The sequence below is a fragment of the Pseudomonas sp. MT92 genome (genome assembly GCF_058792515.1).
Map to the genome: position 1 here is coordinate 59,979 of NZ_JBXAFA010000015.1, position 14,762 is coordinate 74,740.

Below are 14,762 nucleotides of genomic sequence, written 5' to 3' on the forward strand. Positions count from 1 at the left end.
ACGCTACTGTTAATCGCTGCCACGACCTGTCAGCACACCGAATCCTCTGATCGAGATACACAAGTGATCGAAAATCTACGCAACATCGCCATCATTGCCCACGTTGACCATGGTAAAACCACCCTGGTAGACAAACTCCTGCGTCAATCCGGCACCCTGGAGCGCAACGAGCTCAACGACGAGCGCGTGATGGACTCCAACGACCAGGAAAAAGAGCGCGGTATTACCATTCTGGCGAAAAACACCGCCATCAACTGGAACGGCTACCACATCAACATCGTGGACACCCCGGGCCACGCCGACTTCGGCGGCGAAGTTGAACGCGTAATGTCGATGGTCGACTCCGTTCTGCTGCTGGTTGACGCTCAAGACGGCCCTATGCCGCAAACCCGTTTCGTGACCAAGAAGGCTTTCGAAGCCGGCCTGCGTCCAATCGTGTGCATCAACAAGGTTGACCGTCCAGGCGCGCGTCCGGACTGGGTTCTGGACCAGATCTTCGACCTGTTCGACAACCTGGGTGCCACCGAAGAACAGCTGGACTTCAAAGTCGTCTACGCCTCGGCCCTGAACGGTATTGCCGGTCTGGACCACAACGAAATGGCTGAAGACATGACCCCGCTGTACCAGTCGATCGTCGACAACGTACCTGCGCCGGCTGTTGACCGTGACGGTCCGTTCCAGATGCAAATCTCCGCACTGGACTACAACAGCTTCCTGGGTGTTATCGGCGTTGGCCGTATCGCTCGTGGTCGCGTCAAGCCGAACACTCCGGTTGTGGCGATCAGCGCCGACGGCAAAAAGCGTAACGGTCGTATCCTGAAGCTGATGGGTCACCACGGTTTGCACCGTGTCGACGTTGAAGAAGCAGCTGCCGGCGACATCGTGTGCATCAGCGGTATGGACGAGTTGTTCATCTCCGACACCCTGTGCCAGCTCGACACCCCGGAAGCGATGAAGCCTCTGACCGTTGACGAGCCAACCGTTTCCATGACCTTCCAGGTAAACGACTCGCCTTTCTGCGGTAAAGAAGGCAAGTTCGTGACTTCCCGTAACATCAAGGAACGTCTGGACAAAGAGCTGCTGTACAACGTTGCACTGCGCGTTGAAGAAGGCGACTCGGCTGACAAGTTCAAGGTTTCCGGCCGTGGTGAGCTGCACCTCTCGGTACTGATCGAAACCATGCGTCGCGAAGGCTTCGAAATGGCTGTAGGTCGTCCGGAAGTGATCATCCGTCTGGTTGACGGCGTGAAGCACGAACCGTACGAAAACGTGACCATCGACCTGCCGGAAGAATCCCAAGGCAAGGTGATGGAAGAGATGGGCCTGCGTAAGGGCGACCTGACCAACATGGTGCCGGATGGCAAGGGCCGTGTACGTCTGGAATACAACATCCCTGCTCGCGGTCTGATCGGTTTCCGTAACCAGTTCCTGACCCTGACCAACGGTGCTGGCATCCTGACCTCGATCTTCGACCGTTACGACGTGATGAAGTCCGGCGACATGTCCGGCCGTCAGAACGGCGTTCTGGTTTCGGTTGAAACCGGCAAGGCGCTGACCTACTCCCTGGAAACCCTGCAGGCGCGTGGCAAGCTGTTCGTTGAACACGGTCAGGAAATCTACAACGGTCAGATCGTTGGTCTGAACAGCCGTGACAACGACCTGGGCGTTAACCCTACCAAGGGCAAGAAGCTCGACAACATGCGTGCTTCGGGTAAAGACGAAACCATCGCTCTGGTTCCACCTGTTCGCTTCACCCTGGAACAGGCTCTGGAATTCATCCAGGACGACGAGCTGTGTGAAGTCACTCCTAAGTCCATCCGTCTTCGCAAGAAGATCCTGGACGAAAGCGAGCGTACCCGCGCTGCCAAGAAAGCCAAGGCGTAACCTTTAGCCTGGCTCAACGAAAACGCCCCCGGTCGAAAGGCCGGGGGCGTTTTTGTTTGTCTGGGATTTGTCTGGCGCTTGTGCGGTGTGGGTGCGGCCCTCTTCGCTGTCAGGCCAGCGAAGGCGGCCGATCAGCCACCGCCAATGTCAGGCGGAATCAGAACCGCTCGATATGCCGCGAATTTTTCTCGCGCTCCACTTCCTTGGGCTTGTACGCGCAATACCCCGGCCGCGGGCCGATTTTCGGGTGATTGCGGCAGGTGTCAGGGCGCTTTTCATAAATAGTGCACAGACGGCTCTTACGATCCAGGTACAGGCAATCGTTGTTGCTCATGCGTTGCAGGGTGAAGATCTCGGACTTCTGGTTGTAGCGCTCGACGATCCCTTCCTTCTGCAGGCGCTTGGCGATGTTCTTCGGCGGGTCGCCGCGCTCGAACTCGTCGACGATGCCGATACGGATCAGATCCTTGATCTTGACCTCGACAGGCAGCGTGCAGCAGCTGGATATGCAGGAGCCGCACATCGGAGCAGAGTACTTGGCCCAGGTATCGAGTCGGTCGATCTCCGCGGCGGCGATCAGGTTCGGCTTCATCATCGGTTGTTACCAGCATGCATCAGGGCGCGCGATCATACCGGGACTGGTGGATTTTTGAACAACCTTTCGCCAGATTTTTTGCGTTGGGTACCCGATTAGCCATAAATTCGGCACGGCCCCTGCATTGATTCCACTACACGACAATGTATTAACGACCTAAGTCGCACTAACAGGAAAAACTGCCGAACCAGAGCCTCTACCGCCTGTCAGACCGTCTAGGCTCAGACAACCCAACGCTCGCTCGAGGTCTTATCGATGACTCAAGAACCACTTGTTCGCGAAGCAGAGGTGGCCGCATTCCGCGACGCCGTCTTGACCAAACTCACCTACGCGGTGGGCAAAGACCCGGATCACGCCTTCGACCATGACTGGTTCGAAGCCATTGCGCTGGCCGCGCGTGATCACATGGTCGAGCACTGGATGGACCATACGCGCCAGATCTATCGCAAGGGTCAGAAGCGCGTTTACTACCTGTCCCTGGAATTCCTCATCGGCCGCTTGCTCTACGACAGCCTGAGCAACCTCGGTTTGCTGGACGTGGCGCGTGAAGCACTGACCGAACTGGGCGTCGACCTTGAACGCATTCGCTTGCTGGAGCCCGACGCGGCGCTCGGCAACGGCGGCCTCGGTCGTCTGGCGGCGTGCTTCATGGAAAGCATGTCGACCCTGGGCATCGCCGGTCATGGCTATGGCATCCGGTACGAGCATGGCTTGTTCCGTCAGGCCATTGTCGACGGCTGGCAGCAGGAGCAGACCGAACACTGGCTGGATTTCGGCAACCCCTGGGAGTTCGAGCGGCCGGAAGTGGTGTATCCGATTGGCTTCGGCGGCAGCGTCGAAACGGTCACCGATGAAACCGGCAAATCCAAACAGGTCTGGCACCCGGCGGAAACCGTGCGGGCCATTGCCTACGACACGCCGGTGGTCGGCTGGCGCGGGGCGAGCGTGAACACGCTGCGACTGTGGCGTGCGCGGGCCATGGAAGATCTGCACCTGGAACGTTTCAACGCCGGTGACCACCTGGGAGCGGTCGCCGAAGTGGCCCGGGCCGAAAGTATTTCCCGCGTGCTCTACCCGGCCGACAGTACCGAAGCCGGCCAGGAACTGCGCCTGCGCCAGGAATACTTCTTCGTCGCCGCGTCCCTGCAGGATTTGCTGCGCCGCCATCGCAACATGCACACCTCGGTACTGACGCTGGGCGATCACGCGGCGATCCAGCTCAATGACACCCACCCGTCGATTGCCGTGGCCGAGCTGATGCGTCAATTGGTCGACGTCTACGATGTGGCGTGGGACGCCGCCTGGCAGGTTACGGTCGACACGTTGTCCTACACCAACCACACACTGCTGCCCGAAGCGCTGGAAACCTGGCCGGTCGGCTTGATGGAACGCATGCTGCCGCGGCACATGCAGATCATTTACCTGATCAACGCCCAGCACATCGACTCGTTGCGGGCCAAAGGCATTCACGACTTTGACGTGTTGCGCGCGGTATCACTGATCGAAGAAGACAACGGCCGCCGCGTGCGCATGGGCAACCTGGCATTCCTCGGTTCCCACAGCGTCAACGGCGTGTCCGGGCTGCACACGCAGCTGATGCGCAAAACCGTGTTCTCCGAACTGCACAAGCTCTATCCGGACCGGATCAATAACAAAACCAACGGCATCACCTTCCGCCGTTGGCTCTATCAGGCCAACTCCGAACTGACGTCGATGCTGGTCGATGCCCTTGGCCCGCAGCTGCTGGACAACCCTGAAGATCGCTTGCTCGGTCTGGAACCGTTCGCCGACAAGAGCGCATTCCGCAAGGCGTTTGCCGAGCAACGGCTGCACAGCAAAAGAGCCCTGGCCTACATCATTCACGAACGGCTGGGGGTGGCGGTCAACCCGGCGGCCATGTTCGACGTGCAGGTCAAGCGCATCCACGAATACAAACGGCAACTGCTCAACCTGATGCACACCGTGGCGCTCTATCAGGCGATTCGTGCCGAGCCGGAGGTCGATTGGGTGCCGCGGGTGAAAATCTTTGCCGGCAAGGCGGCGGCGAGTTATCACCAGGCCAAGCTGATCATCAAACTGACCAACGACATCGCCCGGGTGGTGAACAACGACCCGACCGTGCGTGGGTTGCTGAAAGTGGTGTTCCTGCCCAACTACAACGTCAGCCTGGCGGAAAGCATCATTCCGGCGGCGGACTTGTCCGAGCAGATCTCTACCGCCGGCTACGAAGCCTCGGGCACCAGTAACATGAAATTCGGCCTGAACGGCGCGTTGACCATTGGCACACTGGACGGCGCCAACGTGGAAATGTGCGAACGCATCGGCGCCGAACACATGTTCATCTTCGGTCTCAGCGCCCAGCAAGTCGAAGCGCGCAAGCTGAACCAGGAGTTCAGCGCAGTGCCGGACATCGCCGCATCCCATCGGCTCAGCGACGTGTTGCAAGCCATTCGTAGCGGGGTGTTCTCGCCGGATGATCCGTCCCGTTACACCGGACTGATCGATTCACTGGTGGATTACGACCGCTTCCTGGTCTGCGCCGATTTCGACTCCTACTGGAATGCGCAAATGCGCGTCGAAGCCCATTGGCATGACTCGAACGAATGGTGGCGCTCTGCGGTGCTGAACACGGCGCGGATGGGCTGGTTTTCGTCCGACCGGACCATTCGTGAGTACGCGACCGATATCTGGAAGGCACTGGAGTAACTATTCGCCCGGCCCGATATACTGGCGCCCGGGAAAAGATCGCAGCCTTCGGTGGCGCCTACAGGTGAACATATCGTCCTGTAGGCGCTGCCGAAGGCTGCGATCTTTTGGGGCTGGCCAGGCTAGTCTTTCAGGGATTGTGCTCAAGGATATCGACCATGCAATGGATGTTCATGCTGATTGGCCTGGTGCTGGGCTGGATACTCGATGAGTCGTTCAGCGATGCGCTGCTCGGCGCGTTACTCGGGTTGGGCATCGGCCAGGCCATTCGCATCGCTCGATTGGGTTCCCAGGCCAACGAGCAGCGTCGCTTGCTGGAGCAGGCGCAGGTCGCGCTGCATGCGATCGAGCAACGGCTCGCGGTGCTGGAAGTCACCGGCGTTGCAGCGCCTGAAACCCGCGAACCGGTCATGGGTGCAACCGTTCCCGTCCCGGACCTCGTTGTCGCGCAAGCCCCGGCCGAAACCCCGGAATTGATCTGGGAGCTGCCGCCCGAACTCGAACCCGTCGCTGCTGCGGCCACCGAAGCCAGTCGTCCGTCACCGGTCGATGCCTGGAAACCGGAGCCGGTTGCCCGCGAGGCACAATCCCCTGCCATTCCTCGCGGCCCCAATTTCATTGAGCGCGCCATCAGCGGTGCCCGTGCGTGGCTGTTCGGCGGCAACACCGTGCTGCGGGTCGGCGTCGTGTTGTTATTCCTCGGTCTGGCCTTCCTGCTGCGTTACGCCACTGAAGGCATGGTGGTGCCGATCGAGTTGCGTTACGCCGCAGTCGCGGCGGTGGCACTCGGTCTGCTTGGGCTGGGTTGGTGGCTGCGAACACGCAACAACCACTACGCGTTAATGCTGCAAGGCACCGGTATCGCGGTGTTGTACTTGACGGTGTTTGCGGCGATGCGTCTGCACCCGTTGCTCGATCCCTCGGCGGCGCTGGGGTTGCTAGTGGCGGTGACGGTGTTTTCAGCGATTCTGGCCATTACCCAGGATGCCTTGGGGCTGGCCGCTGCCGCCGCACTGGGTGGGTTCGCCGCGCCGATCCTGACCTCTACCGGTGCCGGCAATCACGTCGCTTTGTTCAGTTACTTCGCGCTACTCAATGCCGGCATCCTCGCCATCGCGTGGTTCAAGGCCTGGCGCCTGCTGAACCTGATCGGCTTTGTCGGCACCTTCGGTATCGGCTTCGCCTGGGGGCTGCGTTCTTATACGCCAGAGTTGCTGTGGAGCACCCAGCCGTTTCTGATTCTGTTCTTCCTGATGTACCTGGCCATCGGCCTGTTGTTTGCCCGACGAAAGCTGCTGGAGATGAGCGACGCGCCGGAGGATGACAGCCGTGAAGCGCTGCTGCACTGGTCGGCGCGCAAAGGCGATTACGTCGATGGCACGATGCTGTTCGGCCCGCCATTGGTGGGTTTCGGATTGCAGTTCGCCCTGGTGCAGCACCTGGAGTTCGCCGCTGCGTTCAGTGCCTTGGCATTGGGCATGATTTACATGGGGCTGGCGCGGGCATTGATGGGGGGGCGGGCGCTGCTGCTGGCGGAAACCTGCCTGGCGCTGGGCGTGATCTTCGCCAGTCTGGCGATTCCACTGGGGCTCGATGCGCGGTGGACATCCGCGGCGTGGGCGGTGGAGGGGGCGGGTATTTTCTGGCTTGGCTTGCGTCAGCAACGACCGCTGGCCCGCGCGTTTGCGTTGTTCCTGCAATTGGGGGCGGCGCTGGCGTTTCTGAGCGAGTTGCGCGGCGGCGAGAGCAGCTTGCTGGACGGCGCGCCGCTGGGGGCATTGATGCTCGGTGCCGCGCTGCTGTTCAGTTTTTATCAACTACACAAAGCCTTGCCTGAACAGGTCTCGAATCGGGAACGACAGGGCCTGCCGGTGCTGGCTTGCCTCGGCCTGACGTTTCTCTATCTGCTGGCGCCGCTGTTCTTCTTCACCCATGGCACGGCAATCAGTTGGGCGCTGGCGGGGCTGGCGACCCTGTTCGTCGGCTTGCGCCTGCAATCGCGCACCTTCCTGTTCACTGCGTTTGCCGTGCAGTTGCTGGGCGGCGCGCTGTTCCTGTTGCGCCTGCAAGGCGCCGGCGACGAGTCTGGCGCGGTGTTGAGCGCCGGTTGGAACGGATTGCTCAGTGCATCCTTGATCGGCCTGGCGTTGATCGTCGGCATGCTGTGGGCGGTGCGTGATGAGGGAGTGCGCAGCGATGTGCGACTGCTGCGCGGATTGTCGGTGGTGTTGTTGGCCGGTCTGATGCTGATCAATCTCGCGGTGTTGTTTGTCCTGCCGTGGCAAACGGCGAGTGCGGTGTGGGCGGCCAGTGGTTTGTTGATCATCTGGCTGAGCCTGTACCTGAAGCAGCGAGTGAGTTTTGCCTTTGGCCTGGTGTTGCAGGTGATTGGCGGCGCGGCCTTCCTGATGGCCGGGCCGGAGTTGCTCGGGCCGTTGGCCAGTGAAGGTTTGCGCCCCTTGGCCCATGGCGGTTTCTGGACGCCGCTGGTCTTGGGCTTGGCTGCACTGGTCGGGGCCTGGCGTTTGCAGCTCGGCAACCATGACACGGCGTTCGATGTGCTGAATTTGCAGCGTTTGTCCGATGTGTTGCTGTTATGGGGTGCGGGCTGGTGGGCGCTGGCGTGGATCAGTGAAGTACTGCGCTTTGCCCCGCTGAATCTGCAAGCGACTTTGCTGCTCGCCGTTGCCGCGCTAAGCGTTGCGCCATGGGGGTGGCTGACGCTGCGCCTGAAATGGCCGTCGCTGGGTTTACTCTGCACGTTGCTGATTCCGGCGGCCGGCCTGGTGTTGCTCGGCGCCTGGCATGGGCGTTATCACCCGGCGGCCAATGTCGGATGGCTGGCGTGGGTGGGCGTGTTTGTCGTGCACTTCATCGCGTTGCGACGTTTGGCTCCGATGCTGCCGGGGCGGGCGCTGAGTGCCGCCCACGTGCTCGGCTGCTGGCTGTTGATCGGTGTGCTGGCCCTGGAACTGCGTTATGGCCTGTTGCTGTTGTCCGAGCAGTACAACGCTTGGCGCTGGTTGGGTTGGGCGATCCTGCCGAGCCTGTATCTGGTCTTGATGGCGTCCCCGCGCGCCTGGCCGTGGCCGGTATCGGCTTACCCTCGCGAGTACCGCGTGTATGCCGCCGCGCCGTTGGCGTTGCTGATGCTGGGCTGGTTCTGGCTGGCCAATATCGTCAGTGACGGCACCGCCGAACCGCTGCCGTACGTGCCGTTGATCAATCCACTGGAGCTGGGGTTGTTGTTTGCGCTGTTCGGCGTCTACGTCTGGTCGCGCAGCGCGGTGGCACAGCTGGCGATCCGCGGGGGCTACACGGCCCGCGTTTCACAAATTGTCGCCGGCGTTTCGCTGTTCGCGTTCTTCACTGCGCTGGTGATGCGTGCGGCGCACCATTGGGGCGGTGTAGCGTTCGAGCTGGATGCGTTGCTCGAATCCATGTTGGTGCAGGCCGGCCTGTCGATCGTCTGGACCTTGATGGCCCTGGGGCTGATGATTGGTGGCCATTTGCGCCACCGGCGCGAAGTCTGGTTGATCGGTGCGGCGCTGATCGGCGTGGTGGTGGCCAAGCTGTTCTTTGTTGAGTTGAGTAACCGCGGCGGTCTGGCGCGGATCGTTTCGTTTATCGGCGTTGGTGTATTGCTGCTGGTGGTGGGCTATTTCGCCCCGTTGCCGCCCAAGCGCGCCGAGCCTGTGCCGGAAGCTGAAAAACCGGCCCCGGAATCCGAAGGAGTGTCGTCTTGAGTCAGAAGCTGAACCTGGGCTGGTTGGGCGCAGTTGCAATGGGAATGGCCATGGCCGCTGTTGCCCAGGACAAACCGGCGGACTTCGCCACGCAGGTGCCGTTGTCCGTCAGTGGCGAAGGCCCGTGGTATCGCCTCGATCTGCCCTTGGTCGTGCAACTGAATGCACGGCAGACCGACCTGAGCGATGTACGTGTGTTCGATGCGGCGGGTGATGCACAGGCCTACGCCCTGGCCCGGGAAACCGCGCAAACCGCTGACAACCGCAGGCTGACCGACGTGAAATGGTTCCCGCTGTACAACTCGATGGACGCCACCGAGCACGCGCCAAGCGTGCGGGTGCAATCGAGCGCCAATGGCACCCTGGTCGAGGTGCAGCCCTCCAGTCAGCTGGAGGCCGGCGAAGAAGCGTTGCGTGGCTGGTTGCTCGACGCCAGTGCCATCAAGGCGCCGTTGCAGCAGCTGATTCTCGACTGGACCAGTGAGCGCGATGGTTTTCAACGTTTCAGTATCGAGGCCAGCGACGATTTGCAGCATTGGCAGTCCTGGGGCGAAGGACAGGTGGCGCGGCTGACCTTTGCCGATGAGCGGGTCGAACAACACGAGGTCGGTCTGCCAGGACAGTCGGCGCGCTATCTGCGCTTGCTGTGGGACACCCCGTACTCGGCACCGACCCTCACGTCGGCGCAATTGGAAAGCGCCAGCTCCCGCCGCCTGCCGCTGCCGTTGGTCTGGTCGCCAGCGTTGGCCGGCAGCAGCGTGAAGGCCGGTGAATACACCTGGCAATTGCCGATGGGGCTGAACGTCGAGCGGGTGCAGGTCGAGTTGAGCCAGCCCAACAGCCTGGCGCCAGTGACCTTGTACGGGCGTCGGGACAGCAGCCTGCCATGGCAACCGATGAGCAGCGCTTTGCTCTATCGCCTGACGCAGAACGGCCAGGATGTGGTGCAGAACGAGCTACAGCTGCCGGGGCAAACGGTCCAGCAGTTGAAACTGACCGTGGACGAGCGCGGCGGCGGTCTGGGTGCTCAGGCTCCGATGGTCAAGTACGCCGTGCGCGCCACGCAATTGGTGTTCCTGGCTCGCGGGCCGGGGCCTTATACCCTGGCGCTGGGAAGTTCCACGGTGAAGGCCGCTAACCTGCCGTTGTCGACGCTGATTCCGGATTACAGCGCTGCGAAACTGGCGACGCTGGGCAAGGCTTCGGTCGAGGGTGGGGGTGTGGTTACGCCGGTTGCCTCGCCGGTGCAGGCGTCCACAGGCACTGACTGGAAGAAATTCGGCCTGTGGGCCGTTTTGTTGCTGAGCGTGCTGTTCCTGGCGGCGATGGCGTTCAGTCTGCTGCGCAAACCGCCCGCCAAATCCTGAAGCCGGGTGCTTCGCACCCCATCGCGAGCAGGCTCGCTCCCGCAAGAAAGCGCAGTACCCGTGGGAGCGGGCTTGCCCGCGATAGCGGTCGATCAGTCAATGGAAAGGCTGAAATGACCGCCACTTTTCGGCTCACACCCGGACCATTTCCAACTACGCTGAACCCCGCGCATGAACTCTCTTCGGTCGATCACGTCTGATAGGAGGAAATGCGCCCCGACTCGCGTTAAACTGCGCGGGTTTTTAGCCCCCCATTCCTCCGGAGCCTTCCATGTCCCGCGTTACCTTGAGTCGCTATTTGATTGAGCAGACCCGTAGCAACAACACTCCTGCCGATCTGCGCTTTCTGATCGAAGTGGTGGCGCGTGCCTGCAAGGAGATCAGCCACGCCGTTTCCAAAGGCGCCCTGGGCGGCGTTCTGGGCAGCATGGGCACTGAAAACGTCCAGGGCGAAGTGCAGAAGAAGCTCGACGTTCTGTCCAACGAGATCCTGCTGGAAGCCAACGAATGGGGCGGTCACCTGGCTGGCATGGCGTCCGAAGAAATGGACAACGCCTACCAGATCCCGGGCAAATACCCGAAAGGCGCCTACCTGCTGGTTTTCGACCCGCTGGACGGTTCGTCGAACATCGACATCAACGCGCCGGTCGGTACGATCTTCTCGGTGCTGCGTTGCCCGAGCGAATACCTGAGCCAGAACGAAGCCCTGAACGAAAAGGCCTTCCTGCAGCCAGGCACCCAGCAGGTCGCCGCCGGTTATGCCATCTACGGTCCGCAGACCATGCTGGTGCTGACCCTGGGCGACGGCGTCAAAGGCTTCACCCTGGACCGCGAAATGGGCAGCTTCGTACTGACCCACGAAGACATCACCATTCCTGAATCCACCCAGGAATTCGCCATCAACATGTCCAACCAGCGCCACTGGGAAGCCCCGGTGCAACGCTACGTCAGCGAATTGCTGGCGGGCGAAGAAGGCCCACTGAAAAAGAACTACAACATGCGCTGGGTCGCCGCGATGGTGGCTGACGTGCACCGCATCCTGACCCGTGGCGGTCTGTTCATGTACCCACGCGACAGCCGTGAGCCATCGAAGCCGGGCAAACTGCGCCTGATGTACGAAGCCAACCCGATGTCGTTCCTGGTGGAACAGGCGGGCGGCGCGTCCACCGACGGCCACCAGCGCATCCTCGACATCAAGCCTGACGGCCTGCACCAGCGTGTTGCGGTGTTCCTCGGCTCGAAAGAAGAAGTTGCACGCGTCACGGGTTACCACAAGGAATAAACCATGAACGCGCCCTGGCAGCCGCTGCTCGAATGGTGGTTCGGTAAAGCCGAATCTTCCAGGGAAGTCGCGGCTGACAAGGGCAGGTTATGGTTCGGCAAGCGTGACAGCCAGGACCTCGAAGCGCGCACGCGTTTCGGGGACCAGGTCGAGCAGGCACTGACCGGCGGTTTGACCGATTGGGCGCAATGCCCCGAAGGTTGGCTGGCTCTGGTGCTGCTACTCGATCAACTCCCGCGAATGATCTTTCGCGACTCCCCCAAGGCTTTTTCCGGTGACATCAGGGCTCAGGCGCTGGTAGCACAAGGCATTGCTGCGGACTTCGATCGCCAGTTGCGGCCCATTCAGCGGGTGTTCATCTATCTGGTGTTCGAACACAGCGAACATCTGGCGGTACAGAACGAAGGTGTCTCGCGTTACATCGAGCTGGTGGCGCAACAGCCGGACGTCGATCGGGCGCTGTTTGCCGACTATCTGGATTACGCCGAAAAGCATCAGAAAGTGATTGCGCAGTTTGGACGGTTTCCCCATCGCAATGCGGTGTTGGGTCGCGAGTCTACGGCTGAGGAGTTGGCGTTTCTGTCGAAGCCGGGGTCACGGTTCTAGCTTTTGGGGCGGCTGCTGCCATCGCCAGCAGGCTGGCTCCCACATTTGATCTGTGGCGCTCACAAATCCCCTGTGGGAGCTAGCCTGCTAGCGATTGTGCCGGTAGCAGCACCTCAGATTCTGAAACTACCTACAAGATGCTTCAATCGCGCCGCCTGCTGCTCCAGGTCTGAACACGCGCGCAAAGTCGCCTGCAGGTTCTCCACACCTTCCTGGTTCAGCGTGTTGATCTCGGTGATGTCGACGTTGATCGATTCCACCACGGCTGTCTGTTCTTCGGTTGCCGTGGCGACCGACTGGTTCATGCCGTCGATTTCGCCGATGCGCTGGGTCACGCTGCCCAGGCGTTCTCCGGCCTGGTTGGCGATGCCGACACTGCTTTCGCTCTGGCGCTGACTGTCGGTCATGATGGTGACCGCTTCCCGGGCGCCGACCTGCAGTTCTTCGATCATCTTCTGCACTTGCTGCGCCGAATCCTGAGTGCGGTGGGCGAGGTTGCGCACTTCATCGGCCACCACCGCAAACCCGCGTCCGGCTTCACCGGCACGCGCCGCTTCAATGGCAGCGTTCAGCGCCAGCAGGTTGGTCTGCTGGGAGATGCTGGTGATCACGTCCAGAATCTGCCCGATGTTGACGGTGTTGCTGTTGAGCGTCTCGATGTTGCCGCACGAATCGCTGATCTTCGCCGAGAGTTGCTGCATCGCGCTGATGGTTTTGTCCACCACCTGCTGGCCGTCTTCGGCCAGGCTACGGGCATCGCTCGAATGCTGGGAGGCGAGGGCAGCGTTCTGGGCGATTTCCTGGGCGGCGGCGCCGAGCTGGTTGATCGCCGCGGCGACACTGCTGGTGCGCGAGGCCTGCTGGTCGGAGTTGAACATCGACGAGTTCGAGGCGGCCACCACACGCAGCGCCACTTCGTTGACCTGGCCGGTGGCCGAGGACACTTCGATGATCGAGGTGTGAATGCGTTCGACAAAGCGGTTGAATGACAGCCCCAGCGCGCCGAATTCGTCGTGACCGTGAATGGTCAGGCGTTTGGTCAGATCCCCTTCGCCTTCGGCGATGTCATGCATGGCGCGACCCATGGCCAGCAACGGCTGCATCAGGAAACTGATCAGCATGCCCAGCAACGCGATGATGATCACCACGGCAATCACCATGGCGATGAGCGCCGAGGTGCGGAACTCGCTGAGCATCGAGAACGCGGTGTCCTGGTCGAGCACCAATGCCACATACCAATCGGCCGAAGGCACGCCGTTGACGTGGGTGAAGGAGATGAACTGGCTTTTACCGTCGATCTCGACTTCTTTCAGGCCCGGGCTGACCTTCGGCGCACCATTGGGGTAGGCGTCTGCCAGGTTTTTGAGCACCAGTTTGCTGTCCGGGTGGATCAGGATCTTGCCGTCGGCGCTGACAATGAAGGCATGACCGTGACCGCCGAAGTTCAGCGAGTTGATGATTGCACTGACGCTGGACAAGTCGATGTCGGCGCCGGCAACGCCGATCATCTGGCCCTGGCGTTGTACCGGGGTCGCGACGGTGATCACCAGTTTGCCCGACGAGGCGGCGATGTACGGTTCGGTGACGATGGTCTGCTGCGCGCCGGTGGCCGCCTTGTACCAGCCACGCGCGCGCGGATCGTAGTCCGCCGCACGGTTACCGGTCGGGACCGAGAACATGACGCCGTCGGCACCGCCGAAGTAGCTCAGCTGGAAGTTGCCGGTGTAGGCGGGCAAGTCGATGATGCGTTTCAGGCTGGCGGGGGCGCTGCCATCGGCGCTGACCTGTTGGGCCATTGATTGCAGCAACTGTATGCGGCTTTCCAGCCAGGTCTGAATATTACGGGTGGTCAGGCTGCCGAGTTCCTGCATCGAGGCTTCGGTGCTGTTATGCAGCGTTTGACGCTGGCGATAGTCGTTGAACAGGATGAAACAGGCGAATGCAACGACCACCACGAGGGCAGCAGCCAACAAAATTTTGTGGCTGAACTTCATGTTTCTGGACATTAAATGAGCTACCGCGGAAAGACAGGACAACAAAGGTGGGGGCAAGCGCCACGGTCGTGGGCTTTGCGCTGCCTTTTATGTCGACAGAGTGGCGCCAAAGATTAGACGCTTTTTTGCGAAACCCGACGAAATGCTCAAGAGCCAGGCGAAGTGGCTGAATCTTCGGCTATAGGCGGACGAGCGGCCCGATAAATAGGCGCTCGGCCAGGGAACCAGACAGGGGTTTTCTCTTCTAAGGTTCAGCTTGGCTGCCATGCCAATCCCCTTCACCCCTGGAGTTACACCATGTCGCTGCGATCCATTGCCTTGCTTTCGTTCTGCGTGCTGTTGGCTGCGTGCAGCAAGGTCAATCAGGAAAACTACTCGAAGCTTTCGGCCGGCATGTCCAAGGCCGACGTAGAAACCTTGTTGGGCAAGCCGGCCGACTGCTCTGGCGCGCTGGGCATGTCCAGTTGCACCTGGGGTGACAAGAACAGCTTTATCAGCGTGCAGTATGCCGGTGACAAAGTGCTGATGTTTTCCGGCCAAGGCCTGAAGTAAACCGGGGCTACGTGCCCACGGGAGAAAAAC

9 protein-coding genes and 1 pseudogene are annotated in these 14,762 nt (G+C 61.0%); 7 read left to right on the forward strand and 3 right to left on the reverse strand.

Translation table 11 applies throughout. The features are described 5' to 3' along the window. Window positions 1–63 precede the first annotated feature (63 nt). Complete coding sequence (gene typA / locus AC1Q6D_RS25495; RefSeq protein WP_090465730.1) at window positions 64–1,884, forward strand: translational GTPase TypA; 1,821 nt, start codon at window positions 64–66, stop codon at window positions 1,882–1,884. A 157-nt stretch (window positions 1,885–2,041) separates the two neighbouring features. Here the strand turns inward: typA and AC1Q6D_RS25500 are convergent, their stop codons facing one another. Beyond that, the gene (locus tag AC1Q6D_RS25500; protein ID WP_047536361.1) at window positions 2,042–2,479 is read right to left on the reverse strand and encodes a YkgJ family cysteine cluster protein; all 438 of its coding nucleotides are present in this window, start codon (window positions 2,477–2,479) and stop codon (window positions 2,042–2,044) included. Between the two features lie 255 nt (window positions 2,480–2,734). On the opposite strand from AC1Q6D_RS25500, the gene AC1Q6D_RS25505 reads away from it, so the two are divergent. The 5 genes from AC1Q6D_RS25505 to AC1Q6D_RS25525 all read left to right on the forward strand — a co-directional run bounded on the left by AC1Q6D_RS25505 (window position 2,735) and on the right by AC1Q6D_RS25525 (window position 12,186). Continuing rightward, on the forward strand, window positions 2,735–5,185 hold the full coding sequence (locus AC1Q6D_RS25505) for a glycogen/starch/alpha-glucan phosphorylase (RefSeq protein WP_103405916.1): 2,451 nt from the start codon (window positions 2,735–2,737) through the stop codon (window positions 5,183–5,185). Between the two features lie 158 nt (window positions 5,186–5,343). Continuing rightward, window positions 5,344–8,931 (forward strand): DUF2339 domain-containing protein, encoded by a 3,588-nt coding sequence (locus tag AC1Q6D_RS25510; protein WP_103405917.1) that lies wholly within the window; start codon window positions 5,344–5,346, stop codon window positions 8,929–8,931. Beyond that, window positions 8,928–10,298 carry a DUF3999 domain-containing protein gene (locus AC1Q6D_RS25515; RefSeq protein WP_103405918.1) on the forward strand — a complete coding sequence of 457 codons (1,371 nt, stop codon included), beginning with the start codon at window positions 8,928–8,930 and terminating at the stop codon, window positions 10,296–10,298. The genes AC1Q6D_RS25510 and AC1Q6D_RS25515 overlap by 4 nt, the downstream gene beginning before the upstream one ends. Before the next feature lie 271 nt (window positions 10,299–10,569). Continuing rightward, a complete protein-coding gene (locus AC1Q6D_RS25520; protein WP_103405919.1) occupies window positions 10,570–11,580 on the forward strand; it encodes a class 1 fructose-bisphosphatase in 1,011 nt (336 codons plus the stop codon). Between the two features lie 3 nt (window positions 11,581–11,583). Next, entirely contained in the window at window positions 11,584–12,186 is a 603-nt protein-coding gene (locus tag AC1Q6D_RS25525; protein ID WP_103405920.1) for a DUF924 family protein, read from the forward strand. Window positions 12,187–12,299: 113 nt separating this feature from the next. Here the strand turns inward: AC1Q6D_RS25525 and AC1Q6D_RS25530 are convergent, their stop codons facing one another. Continuing rightward, window positions 12,300–13,064, reverse strand: a complete 765-nt coding sequence (locus tag AC1Q6D_RS25530) for a methyl-accepting chemotaxis protein (protein ID WP_422625966.1) — start codon at window positions 13,062–13,064, stop codon at window positions 12,300–12,302. 93 nt (window positions 13,065–13,157) lie between these two features. After that, window positions 13,158–14,192, reverse strand: a pseudogene (locus tag AC1Q6D_RS25535) (HAMP domain-containing protein); the annotation flags it as partial. Between the two features lie 285 nt (window positions 14,193–14,477). Between AC1Q6D_RS25535 and AC1Q6D_RS25540 the strand changes: the two are divergent. Then, window positions 14,478–14,732, forward strand: a complete 255-nt coding sequence (locus AC1Q6D_RS25540) for a hypothetical protein (protein WP_103404440.1) — start codon at window positions 14,478–14,480, stop codon at window positions 14,730–14,732. The last annotated feature ends 30 nt before the right edge of the window (window positions 14,733–14,762 follow it).

Excerpts from the sequence above, each read along its gene's own strand:
- AC1Q6D_RS25500 (WP_047536361.1), bottom strand. The coding sequence starts at position 2,479 with ATGATGAAGCCGAACCTGATCGCCGCCGCGGAGATCGACCGACTCGAT.
- AC1Q6D_RS25505 (WP_103405916.1), top strand. The coding sequence starts at position 2,735 with ATGACTCAAGAACCACTTGTTCGCGAAGCAGAGGTGGCCGCATTCCGC.
- AC1Q6D_RS25510 (WP_103405917.1), top strand. The coding sequence starts at position 5,344 with ATGCAATGGATGTTCATGCTGATTGGCCTGGTGCTGGGCTGGATACTC.
- AC1Q6D_RS25520 (WP_103405919.1), top strand. The coding sequence starts at position 10,570 with ATGTCCCGCGTTACCTTGAGTCGCTATTTGATTGAGCAGACCCGTAGC.
- AC1Q6D_RS25525 (WP_103405920.1), top strand. The coding sequence starts at position 11,584 with ATGAACGCGCCCTGGCAGCCGCTGCTCGAATGGTGGTTCGGTAAAGCC.
- AC1Q6D_RS25530 (WP_422625966.1), bottom strand. The coding sequence starts at position 13,064 with ATGTTCAACTCCGACCAGCAGGCCTCGCGCACCAGCAGTGTCGCCGCG.
- AC1Q6D_RS25540 (WP_103404440.1), top strand. The coding sequence starts at position 14,478 with ATGTCGCTGCGATCCATTGCCTTGCTTTCGTTCTGCGTGCTGTTGGCT.